Below are 18,584 nucleotides of genomic sequence, written 5' to 3' on the forward strand. Positions count from 1 at the left end.
GACGTCTAGACCTCCGCCTACACCCCGCGAAGGGGCGCCCGCGAACATTGGGAAATGGTATAGTGGCCGCAAGCTGCTCCCAATCGGGCGGTGCTAGGACGGGGCATGACCATGCCCCGTCCAATCCTGTTCTTCGCTCCCCTGCTGGCGCTGCCATCGTGCGGGAGCGAGCCCGCGCCTGCACAGACGCAGCCCGCGAAGACCGAGGCGGTCGCGCATGAGAGCGACCTGCTGAAGCTGACCTTGACCCGCGAGGCACAGGCGCGGCTGGGTATCGTTACGGTCCGGGTCGGCAGCGGGAGCGCATCGGCGACGCGGGACACGAGCGGCGAGATCGTCGTCCCGGCGGGCGCGGGTGGCGTGCCCACCAATTCCGTGAGTAACCTGGCACAGCTTGGGACGCAGCAGGTCGCCGCCGACGGCGAAGTCGCGCGGAGCCGGGCGCAGGTCGGGCTGGCACGAATCGCACTGGGACGTGCCGAGGCGCTGGTGCGCGAGGAGGCCGGCAGCATCCGCGGTCGCGACGAAGCCGCCGCCGCACTGGCCACCGCGCAGGCTGCCGCCGACGCAGCGGTCGCACAGCGCCGGTTGCTCGGCCCGGCGATCCAGTCGCTCGGCAACCAGTCGACGGTCTGGGTCCGCGTGCCGGTGTTCGGCACCGACGTCGCCGCGATCGAGCGCGGTCGCGGCGCGACGATCCGCCCGCTCGGCGAGACGGGCACGCTGCGTGCCGCGCGTCCGGTGCAGGCTCCACCGTCGGCCAATGCCGTCGCGGGAACGGTCGACCTGTATTTCGCGCTCGACAACCGCGACCGCGCCTACCGGATCGGCCAGCGTGTCGGCGTCGCGCTGCCGATGACGGGCGCGACCTCCAGCGGCATGTCGGTGCCGACCAGCGCGATCGTCCGCGACATCAACGGCGGCGAATGGGTGTATGCGAAGACCGCACCTAACACCTATGTCCGCCAGCGGATCGAGGTCGCCTCGACGCAGGGCGACCGCGCGATCCTGTCGCGCGGGCTATCGAATGGCGCGGAGGTCATCACGATCGGCGCCGCCGAATTGTTCGGTACCGAATTCGGGGTGGCGCACTGATGCTCGCCGCACTCGTCCGTGCCGCGCTCACCCAGCGTGTCCTCGTCCTCGCGATGGCGGCTCTGCTCGTCGTGCTCGGCATCCGCGCGTCGACCGACGTGCCGCTCGACGTCTTCCCCGAATTCGCGCCGCCTATCGTCGAGATCCAGACCGAGGCACCGGGGCTGTCCACCGAAGAGGTCGAGAGCCTGATTACCGTGCCCGTCGAGACCGCGGTCAACGGCGTGCCCGATCTGGCGACGCTGCGCTCCAAATCGGTTCTCGGCCTCTCGTCGGTGACGATCCTGTTCGACCGCGGCACTGACGTCATCCGCGCGCGCCAGCTGGTGCAGGAGCGCGTGACGCAGGTGCAGGGCCGCCTACCGACCGCGGCGCGTCCGCCCGTGATGCTGCCACCGCTGTCGTCAACCAGCCGGGCGATGAAGATCGGCATCTCGTCGAAAAAGCTCGACCAGATGCAGCTGTCCGAACTGGTTCGATGGACGATCCGGCCGAGGCTGATGGCGGTGCCCGGCGTCGCCAACGTGGCGGTGTGGGGGTATCGCGATCGCCAGTTGCAGGTACTGGTCGATCCGGACCGGTTGCGCGCGGCGGGCATCACGTTGAACGAGCTGCGGCTTGCGACCGGCGATGCGGTGCTGGTCGGCGGCGGTGGCTTCGTCGACACGCCCAACCAGCGGCTGGCCGTGCAACAGGCGGGCGCGGTGCAGACCGCCGCCGACCTCGCGCGCACGGTCGTCAAGATCGCCGGCGATGCGCCGGTCCGCGTCGGCGATGTCGCGCGCGTCACGGAGGGCTTCGCTGCGCCGATCGGCAACGCGATCATCGACGATGGCCCCGGCATCATGCTGATCGTCGAGAAACAGCCGACCGGCAACACGCTCCAGCTCACCCGCGATGTCGAGAAGGCGATCGCCGAACTCCGCCCCGGCGCGCGCGACGTGAAGATCGACACGACGATCTTCCGCCCGGCCACCTTCATCGAAAAGTCGATCGACAACCTCACGCACGCACTGATGATCGGCTGTCTGCTGGTGGCGATCGTGCTGTTCGTGTTCACGCGCGACTGGCGGCAGGCGACGATCAGCCTCGTCGCGATCCCGTTGTCGCTGCTCGGCGCGGGCCTCATGCTGTTGTGGAGCGGCGCGACGATCAACACGATGGTTATCGCCGGGCTCGTCATCGCGCTCGGCGAGGTGGTCGACGACGCGATCATCGACGTCGAGAACATCGCGCGACGGCTGCGGCTCAACCGTGAGGCGGGCAACCCGAAATCGGCGTTCGACGTCGTCCTCTCCGCCTCGCTCGAGGTGCGGACTGCGGTGGTGTTCGCATCGCTGATCGTGATGCTCGTGTTCCTGCCGATCTTCTTCCTCGGCGGCGTCGCGGGGACGTTCTTCCGGCCGCTCGCGACCGCCTATGTGCTGGCGATCGGCGCGTCGCTGCTGGTCGCGCTGGTCGTGACGCCCGCGCTCTGCCTGTTCCTGCTGCCGAACGCGCCGATGACGGCGGAGCGCGACACGCGACTGGTGGCCTCGCTCAAGCGTCGCTACGCGGGCACGCTGCCACGGCTGATCGCGCGGCCCGTGCTGGCGATGGGGATCGTCGCGGGCGGGCTGCTGCTCGCCGGGATCGGCTACGCGAGCTTCAAGGACCAGTTCCTGCCCGATTTCCGCGAGACTGACTTCCTGATGCACTTCGTCGAGAAGCCCGGCACCTCGATCGCGGCGATGGACCGGATCACGATCCGCGCCTCGAAGGAGCTGCGCGCGATCCCCGGCGTGCGCAATTTCGGCGCGCATATCGGCCGCGCCGAAGCTGCCGACGAAGTCGTAGGTCCGAACTTCACCGAACTCTGGATCAGCCTCGACGACGGCGTCGATTACGATGCGAGCGTCGCGAAGATCAAAAGCGTGATCGAGGGCTATCCGGGTCTCTACCGCGACGTGCTGACCTATTTGCGCGAGCGCATCAAGGAGGTGCTGTCGGGCGTCGGCGCGACCGTGGTGGTGCGGATCTTCGGCCCCGACCAGGTCGAACTGCGCGCCGCCGCCGAGCGCGTGAAGGCGAAGGTCGCTGGGATCCCCGGCGTCGCCGACCTGCGCGTCGAGCAACAGGTGCTCGTCCCGCAGATCCAGATCCGCCCGCGCCCCGCCGATCTCGTGACCTTCGGGCTGACGCCGGGCGAGGTGCGTCGCCAGGCGCAGACTCTGGTGGCGGGGCAGAAGCTCGGCGAGATCTACCGCGACCAGAAGGCGTTCGACGTCGCGCTCTGGGGCGAACCCCGGATCCGCGGCGACGTGCAGGCGCTCGCCGACCTGATGATCCAGGCACCGACCGGCGCGCCCGTGCGCCTGCGCGACGTCGCCGACATCCGCATCGTCCCCGCCCCCAACGAGATCAAGCGCGAGAACGGCCAGCGCCGGCTCGACGTGACGTTGAACGTGCAGGGCGCCGATCTCGGTTCGGTCGCGCGCGGGGTCGAGGCTGCGGTCGCCGGCGTGCCGTTCGCGACCGGCTATCATCCGCAGATCATGGGCGAATATGCCGCGCTGAAGGAGTCGCGGCAAAAGCTCTGGACGATCGGGCTCGCCTGCCTCGTCGGCATCCTGCTGCTCGTCTGGATGGAGTTCCGCTCGACCCGGATCACCGCGCTGGTCGGGCTGAGTCTCCCCTTCGCGCTGGTCGGCGGGGTGGTCGGCGTCGCGTTGACCGGCAGCGTGCTCTCGCTCGGATCGCTTGTGGGGTTCGTCACGGTCATCGGCATTTCGGCGAGGAACGGGATCATGTTGCTGTCGCATTACGACCATCTCCGCCGGGTCGAGGGCGAGGATTTCGGCCCGCGCCTGATCGTCCGCGGCGCGGAGGAACGGCTGATCCCGATCCTGATGACTGCGGCCTGTGCGGGGCTCGCGCTGCTGCCGCTGATCGTCGCGGGCAACGCACCGGGCCATGAAATCGAGCATCCGATGGCGATCGTGATCCTCGGCGGGCTCGTCTCGTCGACCATCCTCAACCTGTTCCTGATGCCCGCGCTCTATGCCCGCTTCGGCAGGGAAGCGCCGACACCGGATGCCACGCTCACGGAGATCCCGGCATGAAGCGCCTCGCCCCCGTGTTCGCGTTGCTGGCGAGCGCGTGCATGACGGCCCCCGCCCCGCCGCCGACGATCGCCCCCGCTTCCGCGACCGGCCCGTTCGCCAATCTGCCAACGGCGACGATCGGATCGGTGCCCGACGACTGGTGGCGGCTCTACAACGACGCGGCACTCGATCGGCTGGTCGCGGCAAGCCTCGCTGCCAACGCCGACCTGCGCGTCGCCTATGCCAATCTCGATGGCGCCCGTGCGGCGTTGCGTCAGGCTCAGGCTCTCCGCCTGCCGCAGACGACGATCGAGAGCGGGCTGACCGTCGACAACGGCGCCGGCCAGCCGAGCGCCTCGTCCAACGTGCCGACCACCGACTATGACCTCGCGCTGACGGCCAGCTGGGATACCGACCTGTTCGGGCGCCTGCGCTCCGCCGCGCTCGCCGCGCGTGCCGATGCCGACGCGCAGGCCGCAGCCCTCGACAGCTTACGCGTCGCGGTCGTTGCGGACACCGTGCTCGCCTATGTCGACCTGTGCGGCGCGACGCAGGCGCTGGCCGTCGTCGGCGAGCAGATGCGCGTGCAACAGCGGTCGGTGGCTCTCGTCCGCGATCAGCTTGCCGCCGGCGAGATCTCGCCGCTCGAAGTGTCGCAGGCCGCCAATCTGCTCGCGTCGACCCGCGCGACGCTCGCCCCGCTCGAGGCGTCGCAAGCCAATGCGCGCTACCGCCTCGCGACGCTGGCGGGCCGACCGCCTGCCGAGGCTCGTACCAACCCGACGATGTGCGCGGCGCCGCCAAAGCTGCGCGGCGCGGCACCGGTGGGCGACGGCACCGCACTGCTGCTCCGCCGCCCGGACGTCCGCGAGGCCGAACGCCGCCTCGCTGCTGCCGCGGCACGGATCGGCGTGGCACGCGCCGACCTGTATCCGCGCGTCAATCTGGGCGGGGCGATCGGCCTGCTGACCGGCGGACTGGTCGCGACTGCCTCGCCGCTGGTAAGCTGGGCGTTCCCCAACCAGGCGCCCACGCGCGCGCGGTTGGAGCAAGCACGCGCGACCGAACGCGCCGCGCTCGCCGGCTGGGACGTCACGGTGCTGCGGGCGTTGCGCGAGGTCGAAACCGGGCTCGTCGCGTATGACGCCGAGGTCCGCCGCAACCGCGCGCTGGGCGAGGCACGCACGCAGGGCCAGCTTTACGCGCGCCGGGCCGCAGCCCGCGTCCGGCTCGGCGATGCCGCGCCGTTGCTCCGGCTCGACGCGGATCGCACCGCGACGCAGGCCGCACTGGCGCTGGCGCAATCCGACCAGAGCGTCGCGCAGGCGCAGGTCGCCTTGTTCCGCGCGCTCGGTGGCGGCTGGCGTACCGCCGCGGGTCGGTCGGTGGCGGCTGGCATACCGCCACGGCGGCGCTAGACTGAGGCGATGCGTATCCTGATCGTCGAGGACGACCCCGACACCAGCCGTTTCATCGCTCGCGGGCTGACCGAACTCGGCCACCTCGTCGTCGCGAGCGGCGATGGCCGCGACGGCCTGTTCCAGGCGACCGAAGGCGGCTTCGACGCGCTGGTCGTCGACCGGATGCTGCCGGGCCTCGACGGCCTGTCGCTGGTCAGGGCCTTGCGCGCGGCCGGCAATGCGACGCCCGTGCTGATGCTGACCGCGATCGACGGCATCGCCGACCGGGTCGCGGGGCTGGAGGGCGGCGCCGACGATTATCTGGTCAAGCCGTTTGCCTTCTCCGAACTTGCCGCCCGCCTCCAGGCGCTCGGCCGCCGCCCGGTCGCGGCGATCGAGCCGGCGCGGCTGGTCGCAGGCGACATCGTCCTCGACCTCTACCGCCGCACCGTCGCGCGCGCGGGCCAGCGCATCACGCTCCAGCCACGCGAGTTCGCGCTGCTCGCCGAACTGATGCGTCATCCGGGCCGGGTGATGACGCGGACGATGCTGCTCGAACGCGTCTGGGATTTCGATTTCGACCCGAAGACCAATATCGTCGAGACGCATCTGAGCCGCCTGCGCTCGAAGCTCAACGCAGGGTTCGACAGCGATCCGATCGAGACGGTGCGTGGCGCCGGCTATCTGATCCGCGACGCGACATGAAACGCTGGTGGCGTGGCACTTTCGGGCTCGTCGCGCTCGTCGCTTTATGCTTCGCGCTGGCGACGCTGGCGATCGGTGTCGTCGCCTATGAGACCACGCACGAGGCACTCGAACAGCAGCTCGACCACCGCATCGCCACCGAAACGCAGGCGCTGATCGACGAAGGCGACGACGGCGCACAGGGTGTCGCCGCGGCGATCCGCCGCCGCGAAGCCGCACGCAGCACGGCCAGCCTCGACTACCGCCTGGTCGACGCCGGGGGCCGCACGGTCGCCGGGAGGCTTTCCGCAGCCGTGCCGACGACACCGGGCTACGTCGAACTCCTGGCCTATACCGACCGCGGCCACCGCAAGATCGCGCAGTCGCTGACGACGCTGTTGCCCGGCGGCGACCGCCTGCTCGTCGCCGCCGATCGCGCAGTGATCGACGAGATGGACGCAACGCTTCTCCGGCTGTTCGCGGGCGCGTTCGGCGCGATGCTGCTGCTCGGGATCGTTGCGGCCTGGGTCGTAGGCGCGGTCACCCGCACGCGGCTCGGCAGGATCGACCGGACCGCGCTGGCGATCATCGACGGCGATCTCGGCCGCCGCGTCACGCTGACCGGCAGCGGCGACGAGTTCGACAGCGTGGCAACCACGCTCAACCGGATGCTCGACCGGATCGGCGGACTGATGGACAATCTCCGCCAGGTCTCGAGCGACGTCGCGCACGATCTGCGCACCCCCCTTACTCGTCTACACCACCGCCTGGACGAAGCGCTCGATAGCGACGATCGGGCCTTCCAGCGCACCGCGATCGAGGCAGCCTCAGGCGAAGCGCGCGAGCTACTCGACATCTTCGCTGCCTTGCTGCGCATCGCCGAGGTCGAGGGCATGCACGCGCGAACCCAGTTCCGCGCGGTCGACCTGAGCCTGGTCGCAACCGAACTGGCCGATGCATACCGACCGGCGATGGAAGTCACCTGCCACATGCTGGAAACCGCCATCGCGCCCGCGACGATCGCAGGCGACCGCCGGCTGCTCCAGCGCCTGATCACCAACCTGTTAGACAACGCGGTCATGCACACCCCAGCGGGAACGCAGATCACGATGAAACTGGAACAGGCCGGGCGGCGTGTACAACTAAGCCTTGCCGACGACGGTCCTGGGGTCAGCGCGGAAGAGGCCTCGACCCTGTTCCAACGCTTCGCCCGCGCCGATCGAAGCCGATCGACAGAAGGTCACGGGTTAGGCTTGGCGCTGGTTTCTGCTATTGTGACTATTCACCGCGGCACTGTATCGATTCAGTCAAGCCCCGGCTTCGGCATCATTCTGGAATTCGAAGCAACGTAATTTGTCCCATTATATGCATCGACATAGTTGGCTGCGACCAAACAGACGAAGTCCCAGACGCAGCGCTGACCCAGAAGACGACATTCAGGGCTCCTTACGGCCTCGCCGAAAGCAGTCGTTCGTTCATCGGGATAATGCCATCCGGCCGCTGTCGAGACCATCAAGGTCGTGTTGGCCTGTGCACACCTTGGCCATGATTCCGGCAACAGTGCGCCTGGCAACCTCAAGGCGCTGTGCCAGCTCTTCCACATCATTAACGACGCGGCTTAGAGAGCTCCTCTTGAACGAAACGCCTACCTGTAAGTCGACTGGGCGGCCGGCAGCATGACGCCTGACAAACTATTCCGAGTGTGGACTTACCGTCATTCGAGATCGACTGTCCCGGCCACCGGCACGATCCTGCAAATCGGCTTAAGCCACCGCTGCATGTGGATCAGTTATTCCGCTACGACGCCAACACGCCGAGGGTATCCTTTGCAGGCAAGGCTGCGCTGATTCTGCAAAATCCGTGTGCGAGCCTGGTGCCGGCTCAGCCGCACCGAACCATTTTCCTAGGCGATCCTTTGTAACTTGTTTTAGAATGCCCGAACCAACGGAACGTCAAGCAGGCAGGTCGGGCACTAGGATGTCGAAGAAGCGGTCTCCGCGGACCAATGGCCGACTGAAAGCGAAAGGGGCGCGCGAGCCTGGACAGTCATCGAGCGCCATCCCGGGCTACGGCGAGATCGATCCGACCCAGTTGCGCAGCGGCCGCATCGAGGGCGACGCCGCCGCCGCCTTGGCCGAGACGACGTCTTCCCTTCTCGGGTCCCTCCGGGCGCGGAACGTCGTCGCGCTTCTCGCGAAATCGGGTGAGCAGCTCCTGCGGGAGATGCGTCCCGGCGAGATCGGCGCGGGACGATCGGGGCTTGATCAGGTCCATGTCGAGATCCTTCAGGCGTTCGCGATCGCCGCCGGCGCCGGCCGACAGGTGCCCGCGTCTCCGAAATCGATATTCCGGATGTGGGAACTCGCACGGCGAAACTTGGCGGCCTACCTGACCGCGACCGAGCCGGGCGAGGATGCGGATGACGCTGCGCACCTCGCCCGAAGCGTGCGATTGCGAACGGTCTACTACCGGAACGTGTTCAACAGCGACGACGCGGCGGACGTCCTGCCCGCGCTGTTCAGCCGCGTGGACGCCGCCGCCGAGAAGCACCTGGGTTTCCGCACATCGGACTTCGCAAAGGCGCTGTTCGAGATCTTCAATCAGATCGGGCCGCGTTTCTACGACCGTATCAAGGCGGAAGAGAACCTGCGGGCCGGCACCGATCTGGGCGAAGTCGTGCGGGCCATGCTCGAGGGGTCGAGCTGGGCCCGCCGCCTGTGGCGGTCCGCGGAAAGGTGTCCCCTGGAAGCGGACGGGATGGGATGGGCCGGCTTCCAGGTCGCGGAGATGCTATGCGCACCGTTGTTCTTGTTCGATCGCGCCGACCTCGTCGCCAAGTTCGGCGACCCGATCACGGAAGCACTGTTCTCCCGCTCGATGCGGCTCGGTGACATCGCCGAGGCCGATCTGCCAAACATCTACCTCGCGAACCCGATCTGGGACCGACCTTTCATCGCCCTCGACGACGACACACTGTTCATCCCCCTGCCCGTCCTCATCGTGAGCTTCCCCTTCCGGATCATCGAGGGGCTGCTGGGATCAGATGCCAAGTTGAACAAGGCGTATTCGGACGCCCGCGCACGGTATCTTGAGGACGATGTCGAGAGAATCGTCTGCCTCTCCCTCCCGTCGGCCAAGGCCTATGTTGGGGTAAAGTGGACGGATCCCGACACGAAGGTGCTCTACGAGCATGACGTGGTCGCCGTCATCGGCATGCAGGTCCTGATCTTCGAGGCAAAGTCGGGCAAGCTAGCGGCCGCTGCGCGGCGGGGCGGCATCAAAAGCCTCATGACCAACTTCGAGGATCTTTTCATCGAGCCGGGCCGCCAGGCCGCACGGCTGGAGGCGCTGCTCGCGACCCGTCGCGACGACATCAAGATCGTTGATCGCACAGGAAAAATCGTCGAGTTCGACCGGGGCTGGCCAAGCGTCGTCCACAAGTTCGGCGTCTGCATCGAGCAGTTCGCCTCGGTAAGCAGCAGCCGCCGCCCGTTCCGCGAGATGGGACTACTCACAGATGACCAAGAATGGGCGCCGATCCTGACCCTGGCGGAGCTCAGGATGATATCCGAGCGGCTGGATACCGAGATCTCGTTCCTCCATTACATGACGAGGCGGGCGACCACCGACGACGTAATGGACTTCGTCGGCGACGAGCAGGATCTGCTATCTATGTATCTGAGAAACGGGTTCGTGCTGGATGCACGCGCCCTCGATGGGAGACAGGTGACCTTCCTGCAGGCTGACGGGGCCGTGCGCGGACGCGCGTCGCCGCGGGCCGATCGCCGCGAGTTCGCGACGCCGGGCATCACGCTGCCGCCGATGTGGGCGCTGATCGCAAGGGAGATCTACGCGGCCGACGATCGCCACCGGTTCGACATCCTGCTAACGATCCTCAACCAGAGCCCGGCGACGCTCGCGGGGATCGCTGCGATGGTCCGCAGATGGCGCAACGGCGGGGGCAAGGGTGCCGGGAACACTCCATCGGCGAGGATGGTGGTGGGTGACCGGGTGTTCGTCGTCGGAGTCCACATGGCGAACGAGCATCCGGAAAACGCGAAAGCCTGGACGGACCAATCACGCTTCATCGGCCACGACCTCGCGGAGAAGCTCGGCGCGACCGACTGCGTGGTCATACTGAAGACGCGCAGATCGAAGTCGCCGACGTTCGATGGTATCAGCTTCTTCAGGTTCCCCAAGGACTGAGACCGGCGTGAACACCAACGGGACGGTCGGCCCGCGTCGTGGTTCCGTTCACGGCAGCCGTCAGCTCTGGATGTAGCGGACCAACTCCATCGCGACGAGCCCGGTCGCCACCACGGCACCGCGCGCCAGGCTGCGGGCGAACTCTCCGACGAACACGTCGCCGAAGCGCGCGCGCAAGCTGTCGCGATCCCTCCTCACCGGTCCCACGCGACCGACCCGCGATCGATCCGACGCTCGGCGAACAGGGTGTCGCCCTTGATGGCAGCCGGATTGTATCTCTTCGACCTCAACGCCAGCACGCCGACATGCGCCTTGGAAAGGTATTCGATGTCGGTCTCGGCCGTATAGGTGCCGACAAGACAGACCGCCTCATGCCGCCGCTCCATCTCAAGGACATGAGCGAAGATGTCGGCGTAGAGCGTGCGCATCCGGAAGCCTCGCTCGGGCGGCGGCGAGATGGTCCCGTCGACCGTGCCGAGAATGAAGCCGGCGAGATCGAGACAGTCCCTCAGCTCGCCGAGATCGTCGGCGGCCGCCTCGCCAAGGTCGCCATCGAAGACGACGAACTGGGTCTCGGCGAGCGAGCGCAGCTGCGCCTCGTTGCGGAGCAGGGCGACCTTCACGGGCACGTGGGTCTCGAGCCAAATGCGCATCCGGTCTAGCCAGTCCGCCTGCTCCCGCTCATTCAGCTCAGGGCGCGGCCGGGTGAAGGCGTCGCGTTCCAGTCCGAGCGCACCTGCGACCGACTGGGGCGCCGCCGGACGGACCGGCTCGCCGCACTCGACGCGCTCGATGCGCTCGATGCGATCGATCGTGGAAAGCGAGACGCCAGCCATCGGCGCCAAGAGTTCGCGCTTCCACTTCAGCTGCTCGCGCTGAAACTTTACGTATGCGGCCAGCCCCGTCCGGTCGGCTATCGCCACGCTGTTCACCTGCATCGACATGAGACCATTCTGGCATCGGCCGCTGCGGAATCGAGGGCGAAAATCCCTTCAGTCGTCGCGGGCGATCCGGCAAGAAGGGACATCATGCCAGCGGCAGGGCCGTGGAGGACCGCCTCAGCCTTGCGCGAAATTGGGTGGCCCGATGAAATCCGGGCTACCGCCCTCGAGGAACGCCAGTTCGCCCGCGGTGGTCGCGAAGACCCTCCACCCGTCGCGAACGTAGGCGTCCCGCAGCGTAGATCCGGCAGGCAGCAGACCTTGTGGCCAGACGCCCTCGAACTCGAACAGCGTCGCGGGCCATATCAGCGACACGAACGTCACGTAGTCGTCGACGTCGTCGTTCCCGATCGATTCCGAAACGATGCCAACCACGTGCCCCGTCTCGTCGAAGACCGGTCCCCCGCTCATGCCGCCGATCGAGAACACGTTGGCCGCGAGGCAAGGCGCCGCGATCCTCGGGATGCCCTTCGGATACCTGTCCTCGACGGCGCCGGTCGATACCACGGTGGCGATCGAGATCACCGGCAGCTGCAGATCGCCATGTAGAAGAGGAAGCACGGCCTCGGCGGGTTCGAGACGCATGCCGAGCGCCGTCACGTGGCTGCCGACCCCCGGGAAGGCGGCAGCCAGGGCGAAATGGTAGACGGCGACCTCCTCGCCCAGCTCAAAGCGGGGTGCCAGGATCAGCATCGCGACGTCACCGCCGGCCACCGGCCCGTTGATCGAACGCACCTCCCAGACACGCAGCTCGGCACCGATCGCTCCGCACGCGAAGATGGCATGATCCGGCTCCCCGAAATGCCCCTCCTCCTCCCATGCACTGATCGTATGCCAGGCCGTGAGAGCTATCCCAGGCGCGACGAGGAACGCAGTCCCGTGAACATGCGCACCTGCCGGGGTAACGCTCTCGATGAACAACACGGCACCACGCGCGTCCTGATCGACCAAACGCGTGCGGGGATGCACGTCATCGAAGGGGATCAGGACCGACCCGATGTGAAGCCTCTGCCCATGAAAAGGCGTCAGATCCGGTTCGGCCAGCTTACCCGTGACATCCATGGATCCATGGTTGGCATGCGCATGGGCGATGGGGAAGGTTGACGCCCAGATTGGCGCCGGCCACGAAGGGGATCGCGAACGTCCCGGTAGGATCAGGCGAGGTAGGAGTCGGGCCCGGTGCCGGCGATCCGCCGACCGTCCGGGCCGTAGACCGCGGCGATGTCCGCGATCGAGCCGATATCGACGAAGAACGCGTCCTCGCCGAGATCCTCCCGGTCGCCGGGATCCAGCGTCATGCGCCACTCGCGCTGATACGCGAAGCGCGTGTCCTTCATCGTCAGCGGGTGCAACCGCTGCGATGCGGGATGGTAGGCGTCGTAATAGTCGATCTGGTCAAGCCGCTTCTCGCTCAGGGGCGCTGCGCGGTTCAGGTGCGGCAAGGACCGCCTGATGAACTCCATCGGATCGAATACGACAAGCGCCGCATCGTCGCCGTCACCGCTACTGAAGTCCGCGAACAGGCGTGGATCGAGATCGCTGCTATATGAGGTAAGCCAGTATGGGGTCTCGACATGACCATCGCCGACCGCACGAGCGGTCGAGAAAGTCACGTCGCCCAACGCATCGATCCGCTGACCATCGGGACCAGTAATCGTTATCTCGCGCCCCGGCCGACGGTAGGCCTTCACCATCTCGTCATCGGTCCGCGCCTCGTCGCCCTCGATCAGGCGGTATGAGCTCGCGGGCGCGAAGCGGTGCCGACCATGTTCCAGCGCGTCGATCATCCACTCGCGGCGACTGATGCGGACGAGTCGCTTCTCCCCTCCCGCATGGATGCCCCGGAACTCGGGGGCCATCGCGGGCATGGGCTGAATGTCGAGCGGGGCCGATGGATCGACGCCGCGCAGCTTCATCTCCTCCAGGACCCAGTGACGGAGGCGGAACCAGAACCATGGAGACAGCCAGCCCCGTTCCGGTGGCAGTTCGTCCCGCGGACCGCTCGCCTCCTCCAGGAGCTGGATGTTGCGATCGATCCGCGCGAGCCTCACCTGGAGGTCGGCCTCGCTGAAGTTCTCAAGGCGGCGCCCGTCGACGTGCACGAAGAAATCCCAAAGCTCCTCGTCGTAGAACCTGTGCCCGCGCCGCGCAGCTATGATGTCGTCGATCCTCGCCATGCAGCGAACATGGGGATTCTCGCGATGGGTTGAACCCCGGATCGAACCCCAATGCGACCAGCAAACAGGAGCGTCGAAGGTGGCTATTCCTTACAGCCACGCTTCTGGCCAAGGTCGTGCCCAAGATCACGGCAATACTTTTGCCCGTCGGCGTAAGCACTTGCCGACCGTGACCGAAATGGCTGCGATTTCACGAGCGTTCCTTTAGGTCGGATGGCAGAAACGCAGTCTCGGCTGATGCCGAGGCTGTCATCCCGCGCCCGTGAGCTCTCCGTTCCGCCGAGTCGAAGAGATCCTAGGCGGACATACAAGCTATCAGCCCGCGCTTTGAGGCCGTGGCTCGCTGAAGTTGGACCCAACTACGGTTGCTAGGAAACTTGAGGCGCATTTTCCAAACCGGTCGCCTGTTCACTGGTAAGCTCACGCTTTCTCAGCAGCATGCGGTCTGTCAACGCTCGCCATGACACGAAAGAGACGTTATGCGAATCTAATGCGCAACGATTTCGCCTGGTACTTGAACTCCTCCAGCGCGGCAGCCCGCGAAGCTTGGGGAGGCGCGATCCTAACGGTGGACACTAACGTCCTACTGGATCTCTACCGCTACCATTCGAAGACCTGCGAAAGCATTCTCACCGCTCTCGAGTCGTTCGAGGAGAGGGTCTGGCTTTCGCACCAAGCGGCGACCGAGTTCTTTCGCAACAGAAAGAAGGTAATCTCCTCTTCCGAGAAGACCTTCAGGGAAGCGGCCAAGAGCTTAGACGATCTGGACAAGACGCTCGCGGGCGGCATTTCTAAGCTTAAGGGCCACCGCCTGATTCCCACCCCAATTCTTGACGATCTATCGTCGGCGATATCCGGCGCAGTGGCGAAGGCGCGTGGAAATCTCGACGACGTGACGACGGATCATCCAAAGTACCTAGACGAGGACCCGGTTCTGGAGCGCCTGCTAAAGTTATTCGACGGGCGGGTCGGTCCGGCTCCGTCCCCTGAGAGGCACGCTGAGCTGTTGGCCGAGGGAAGGAGGCGGCACGAAGCGAAGATTCCCCCGGGCTACCTTGATAAGAAGGAGGGTGACCGGAGTTTCGGCGACTACCTGCTGTGGGCGCAGACCATCGATCATGGGACGACGGCGGCCGCCCCGGTTATCTTAGTCACCTCGGAGCGTGACGAAGACTGGTGGCAGATAGAATCCGGCAAGACGCTGGGACCCAGGCAGGAGATGGTCGAGGAGTTCTGGCACGCAACCGGCCAGCCGGTCTTCCTTTATCAGACCGAGCACTTCTTCCGCTTGGCCAACGAGCTCGCCGGCCGGAAGGTTAGCGAGGAGGCGGTCGCAGACATCAAGAGCGTCGGCGTCAGACGCGCGCACGGTCGCGCCGGCAGCTCGCCCGCTGCCGAAGTTAATCAGATTGTCCACGATGCGGAGCCCGAAGCGAACCACGGCATCCTCGAGATCGACCTCCAGCGCGCGGTCCTTAACCTGACAAGCAGCGGGCGCTTTGATCCTGAGTTGGACGATGTCCCTGCGCTCGCCGTCTCCGTCATTTCCTCGCCCGACGGCTGCCCACCGCTCCGGGTCACCGCCAAGACTGGAACAACCTTCGACTTCAATGTCCACCTCCGACCTGCGGAGTGGGGTAGCACCCTGCCGATTGGCATGTACCGAATCGACTATTCCGCAGTTTGCCTTACGGAAGAGGCGTACTCGAGCGATGCAACTGACGATGATGATCACCATCCTGGCCCTTGACGACCTCGCTGCCCAGGCGGGGCTGCAGGGCGAATATTATCGATACTATTAGGATGTGCCGTTGGGCATGACAGTTGTGATCGTCGTTACGACCGCGATCTTGCAGGCGAAGATGCACCAGCTGTTTCTGGTTTAGTGTTTTGATGCGCTTCTGCGCACAATCGCCTGCTTTAACGGCGATCCAATAGGGATTTCTTTACTTGATATGTCGGTGCTGCGCCTCGAACTCGCCGAACAACCGGACGGAACGATGAAGACGTCGATAATCCGTCCGGTTACAGGCTATGGCGTTCGCTATTTCATCCCGCTGCGGCGATGAGGCGCCGGTGAGCAAGCCTAGACGCGCTTTATCACCGGCTTGTTGACGAACGGATCGAGGACTTGGACGTCGCGCCCGATCATATGTTTGACGTTGCGTGTCACGAGAACGAGGTCATGGACGCGGGCTGTTGCGGCGAGTGCGGTGTCACGGTCGTGCTTGCCGGCAGTCGCGAGCATCACAGCCCATTCCTCGGCGACCCGGCGGTCGATGTCGATGATGCGATCGACGAACTCGACCGCCATCAGCTCCAGCCCGGCAAGTTTGGCTAACACGTCGCTAGCGTCTTTTGAAGCACTCTCCCGCCGCAACCTTTCGCGTTCAAGACCGAGACGCGCTTCGTGGAACGTAACGACACTCAGGCGTAGCAAATTATCATCGACGCTCGCTTGCCAGGCGCGGACCTTGGCATGTCCCCCAGCGTGCATTTCCTGAAGAACGTTGGCGTCGATCAGGTAAAGCGTCACTGGAAATCTTCCGGCCTCATCGCCTGGGGATCCTCAATCGGCGCAAAGACGCCGACAGCAGCAAGCTCGGATACGGCAGTTTTTAAGCTGCGGGTCGGATAGGGCCGGCCCTTCTTCGGATAAGCGCGGGCATAGTCGCGCGCGCGTTCGACTTGCTTGCGCTTGAGGGTAGGATAGTCCGCTAAGGTCGCCTCGACACCCTGCCCCTCAGCCAGCGCGGCGATGAGATAGACTGGAATTCCGGCGCTTTTGAACACCGGCTCCGAGCCCGAACGCTCGAGTATGCCTGTGCGGATATCTTGCAGCGCCCGATAGCGCTTCATGAGCTGGATGATCGCGGGTTTGAGTGCGATATCAACCGGGCCGATGCTGACCTTGTCGGCGCCGGTCGGCCGGGTCTTGATCGCCTGGTACAAAAGCTTACGGGCGCTGGGCGTAAAATTCTCCTGCACATCCCGCCCAAGCGCCAAATAGACCAGATCGTCCTCGCCAAGCTTTCGGACCTTCTGTGTGACGGTCTTTGGCATGACATACCCGTGCACGGTCTGAGTGGGAGAACGCCGGCCGCGAGGTCCGCGGCGCATCTTCTTGCGCGGAGACTTGGCGGGCTCGACGACAAGGACGATCCGCTTCTCCACCTCACCGCGTTCGATCGCCTTGCTGATCTCGTCGACGGGCCTGCCAACGAGAAACTGGGCTTCCTGCAGCGTGACAGGTTCAATATCGGGCATGATTCCTCCAATGGATCCCAATCTAGGGATGAATTGCAAACATGGCAATTCGCGTTTGGACAGCTGTGCCGGGACCTATCTCACCTGGGCGTTGCCCAGATATTTCATGAGCCGCCCCAGTCAGCGGGCATAACCCACTCGAGTGCCAAATTACGAATGGGCCCGGACAGGCGATGCGGCGCGACTAACGTTGGGCAGAAAGCAGAAGGACCACTTTTGGGTCGGCGACGCGGTAAGCTGCCGTTAAAGGCCGAAACCGAATGGCGGCAAATCGCAAGCGTTAGTAAGGTTCATGGGCAAGTATGCTTAGTACGACCATTTCAATCCGGAGACCGTCTGATGGACATTCGTCCGCCGAGCACTCAAGCCGATTGCGATTTGGCCTTGCTGAGGCGGAGCGCCACTTCAGCCGCGAGCTCAAGGCGGGCACTAAGGAGGCCGATCGCTTTGGCGTTTTGTCCTCTTTGATAGCGGCCTATGAAGCGAAGGCCTGGCATATCAAGGCGGTAGATGCTGTGGACGCCTCGAAAATGCTCGTGGCTGATCTCCATATTTCGCGTGAAAAGCTTGCCCCGGCGCCTGGCCCAAATTTGCGCCTGTCGGAGTTCCTGAACCACAGACGTACGCCAATCATGGCTATCGGGAACCGGCTTCATGACGAACTCCAGATCCCGGCTTCGGTCTTGATCCGGCCCTATGCCATGGTACCTCGTGCCGCGTCCGGAAGAAAGCTGGAGAAGGTTCAAGCTGGCAGGACCGTGGTATGATTGCCAACCAGCTCAAAAAAGACGATTTCTACCTTCCAATCATCCGGCTCCTGGACGGGCTTGGGGGGTCAGCTACGATCGAGGAGATCGAGCAGAAGCTGATTGAGGAATTCGCGTTCACGGACGAGGATCTGACTGCCGTCCACGAAAAGAGCGGTACGCCGATCATTCCCAACAAGGTCGCTTGGTCACGGAGCTATCTCAAAGAGGCAGGGCTGCTAGCCAACGAACGCCGCGGCGTTTGGGTTCTGACGGAGGCTGGGCGCAACGCTCTGGCTACTGGCGAGGAAGGCATTCGCGAGCGCGTTGTGAACGCCATGCGCGAATACCAGGCAAGGCGGAAGGCAGCCGTCGAGGCGAAAGCTGCGGAAGAGGTGCCACCCGTCGAGGTACTGTCAGAAGACGGTACCACGACGGGAGAAGTGACAGACTGGCGGGACCAGCTGTTGGCGACGTTAAAGGCCATGGACCCTTCCGCCTTCGAACGGCTCTGCCAGCGGCTTCTGCGCGAAAGCGGCTTCGTGAAGGTCGAGGTCACGGGAAAATCAGGTGATGGCGGCATAGACGGGGTCGGTGTTCTTCGCATGAACCTGATCTCGTTCCAGGTCCTGTTTCAATGCAAACGTTACGCGGGCGCCGTCTCGTCTCCCATGGTGCGGGATTTTCGGGGTGCCATGCAGGGGCGAGCCGACAAAGGATTAATCATCACGACGGGCAGCTTCACGGCAGACGCACGGCGTGAGGCAACGCGCGATGGCGCGCCTGCCATCGATCTGGTGGATGGCGAACTTCTATGTCAGCTGCTGAAGGAACGCGGTCTTGGTGTCATCGTCCGCGAGATTCGTATAGAGGAGGTGACGGTGGACAGTCACTTCCTCTCGTCGGTTTGAGGTTGCCGTTTTCAATGTTTGCGGGTCCTCCACAGCCCGGGAATGGCGGTTGGCAACGACGTGGGTGGTCGTCG

The 18,584-nt window shown here is 65.1% G+C and carries 15 protein-coding genes; 9 read left to right on the forward strand and 6 right to left on the reverse strand.

Annotated elements, in window-relative coordinates; translation table 11 throughout:
- Nucleotides 1-105: 105 nt before the first annotated feature.
- Genes U1737_RS08225 through U1737_RS08245 form a run of 5 tightly spaced genes read left to right on the forward strand, consistent with a single transcriptional unit; the run spans nucleotide 106 to nucleotide 7,614 of the window.
- A complete protein-coding gene (locus U1737_RS08225; RefSeq protein ID WP_332796358.1) occupies nucleotides 106-1,095 on the forward strand; it encodes an efflux RND transporter periplasmic adaptor subunit in 990 nt (329 codons plus the stop codon).
- A complete protein-coding gene (locus U1737_RS08230) occupies nucleotides 1,095-4,196 on the forward strand; it encodes an efflux RND transporter permease subunit (protein WP_332796359.1) in 3,102 nt (1,033 codons plus the stop codon). The genes U1737_RS08225 and U1737_RS08230 overlap by 1 nt, the downstream gene beginning before the upstream one ends.
- A complete protein-coding gene (locus U1737_RS08235; protein WP_332796360.1) occupies nucleotides 4,193-5,596 on the forward strand; it encodes an efflux transporter outer membrane subunit in 1,404 nt (467 codons plus the stop codon). Before U1737_RS08230 ends, U1737_RS08235 begins: the two co-directional genes overlap by 4 nt.
- 9 nt (nucleotides 5,597-5,605) lie before the next feature.
- Nucleotides 5,606-6,283 (forward strand): response regulator transcription factor, encoded by a 678-nt coding sequence (locus tag U1737_RS08240; RefSeq protein ID WP_332796361.1) that lies wholly within the window; start codon nucleotides 5,606-5,608, stop codon nucleotides 6,281-6,283.
- The gene (locus U1737_RS08245; RefSeq protein WP_332796362.1) at nucleotides 6,280-7,614 is read left to right on the forward strand and encodes a sensor histidine kinase; all 1,335 of its coding nucleotides are present in this window, start codon (nucleotides 6,280-6,282) and stop codon (nucleotides 7,612-7,614) included. Before U1737_RS08240 ends, U1737_RS08245 begins: the two co-directional genes overlap by 4 nt.
- A gap of 694 nt (nucleotides 7,615-8,308) precedes the next feature.
- On the opposite strand, the gene U1737_RS08250 is transcribed toward U1737_RS08245, so the two are convergent.
- Nucleotides 8,309-8,812 carry a hypothetical protein gene (locus U1737_RS08250; protein WP_332796363.1) on the reverse strand — a complete coding sequence of 168 codons (504 nt, stop codon included), beginning with the start codon at nucleotides 8,810-8,812 and terminating at the stop codon, nucleotides 8,309-8,311.
- On the opposite strand from U1737_RS08250, the gene U1737_RS08255 reads away from it, so the two are divergent.
- Nucleotides 8,789-10,468, forward strand: a complete 1,680-nt coding sequence (locus U1737_RS08255; protein ID WP_332796364.1) for a hypothetical protein — start codon at nucleotides 8,789-8,791, stop codon at nucleotides 10,466-10,468. The two genes, U1737_RS08250 and U1737_RS08255, sit on opposite strands and share 24 nt — an antisense overlap.
- A 194-nt stretch (nucleotides 10,469-10,662) precedes the next feature.
- On the opposite strand, the gene U1737_RS08260 is transcribed toward U1737_RS08255, so the two are convergent.
- The 3 genes from U1737_RS08260 to U1737_RS08270 all read right to left on the reverse strand — a co-directional run bounded on the left by U1737_RS08260 (nucleotide 10,663) and on the right by U1737_RS08270 (nucleotide 13,586).
- On the reverse strand, nucleotides 10,663-11,412 hold the full coding sequence (locus U1737_RS08260; protein WP_332796365.1) for an XRE family transcriptional regulator: 750 nt from the start codon (nucleotides 11,410-11,412) through the stop codon (nucleotides 10,663-10,665).
- Nucleotides 11,413-11,526: 114 nt separating this feature from the next.
- The gene (locus tag U1737_RS08265; RefSeq protein ID WP_332796366.1) at nucleotides 11,527-12,471 is read right to left on the reverse strand and encodes a trypsin-like peptidase domain-containing protein; all 945 of its coding nucleotides are present in this window, start codon (nucleotides 12,469-12,471) and stop codon (nucleotides 11,527-11,529) included.
- Nucleotides 12,472-12,563: 92 nt separating this feature from the next.
- Nucleotides 12,564-13,586: a hypothetical protein gene (locus U1737_RS08270; protein ID WP_332796367.1), complete on the reverse strand. Its 1,023-nt coding sequence runs from the start codon at nucleotides 13,584-13,586 to the stop codon at nucleotides 12,564-12,566.
- A gap of 490 nt (nucleotides 13,587-14,076) precedes the next feature.
- Here U1737_RS08270 and U1737_RS08275 point away from each other — a divergent pair, with 490 nt between their 5' ends.
- Nucleotides 14,077-15,336 carry a PIN-like domain-containing protein gene (locus U1737_RS08275; RefSeq protein ID WP_332796368.1) on the forward strand — a complete coding sequence of 420 codons (1,260 nt, stop codon included), beginning with the start codon at nucleotides 14,077-14,079 and terminating at the stop codon, nucleotides 15,334-15,336.
- Between the two features lie 336 nt (nucleotides 15,337-15,672).
- On the opposite strand, the gene U1737_RS08280 is transcribed toward U1737_RS08275, so the two are convergent.
- Both U1737_RS08280 and U1737_RS08285 read right to left on the reverse strand, forming a co-directional pair.
- Nucleotides 15,673-16,122, reverse strand: coding sequence for a PIN domain-containing protein (locus U1737_RS08280; RefSeq protein WP_332796369.1), 450 nt, complete (start codon nucleotides 16,120-16,122; stop codon nucleotides 15,673-15,675).
- Nucleotides 16,119-16,853, reverse strand: a complete 735-nt coding sequence (locus tag U1737_RS08285; protein ID WP_332796370.1) for a DUF433 domain-containing protein — start codon at nucleotides 16,851-16,853, stop codon at nucleotides 16,119-16,121. The genes U1737_RS08280 and U1737_RS08285 overlap by 4 nt, the downstream gene beginning before the upstream one ends.
- Before the next feature lie 371 nt (nucleotides 16,854-17,224).
- On the opposite strand from U1737_RS08285, the gene U1737_RS08290 reads away from it, so the two are divergent.
- Together U1737_RS08290 and U1737_RS08295 are read left to right on the forward strand one after the other, a co-directional pair.
- Complete coding sequence (locus U1737_RS08290) at nucleotides 17,225-17,620, forward strand: helix-turn-helix domain-containing protein (protein ID WP_332796371.1); 396 nt, start codon at nucleotides 17,225-17,227, stop codon at nucleotides 17,618-17,620.
- A complete protein-coding gene (locus U1737_RS08295) occupies nucleotides 17,617-18,510 on the forward strand; it encodes a restriction endonuclease (protein ID WP_332796372.1) in 894 nt (297 codons plus the stop codon). Before U1737_RS08290 ends, U1737_RS08295 begins: the two co-directional genes overlap by 4 nt.
- The last annotated feature ends 74 nt before the right edge of the window (nucleotides 18,511-18,584 follow it).

The sequence above is a fragment of the Sphingomonas fucosidasi genome (assembly GCF_036663855.1).
GTDB lineage: Bacteria > Pseudomonadota > Alphaproteobacteria > Sphingomonadales > Sphingomonadaceae > Sphingomonas > Sphingomonas faeni_B.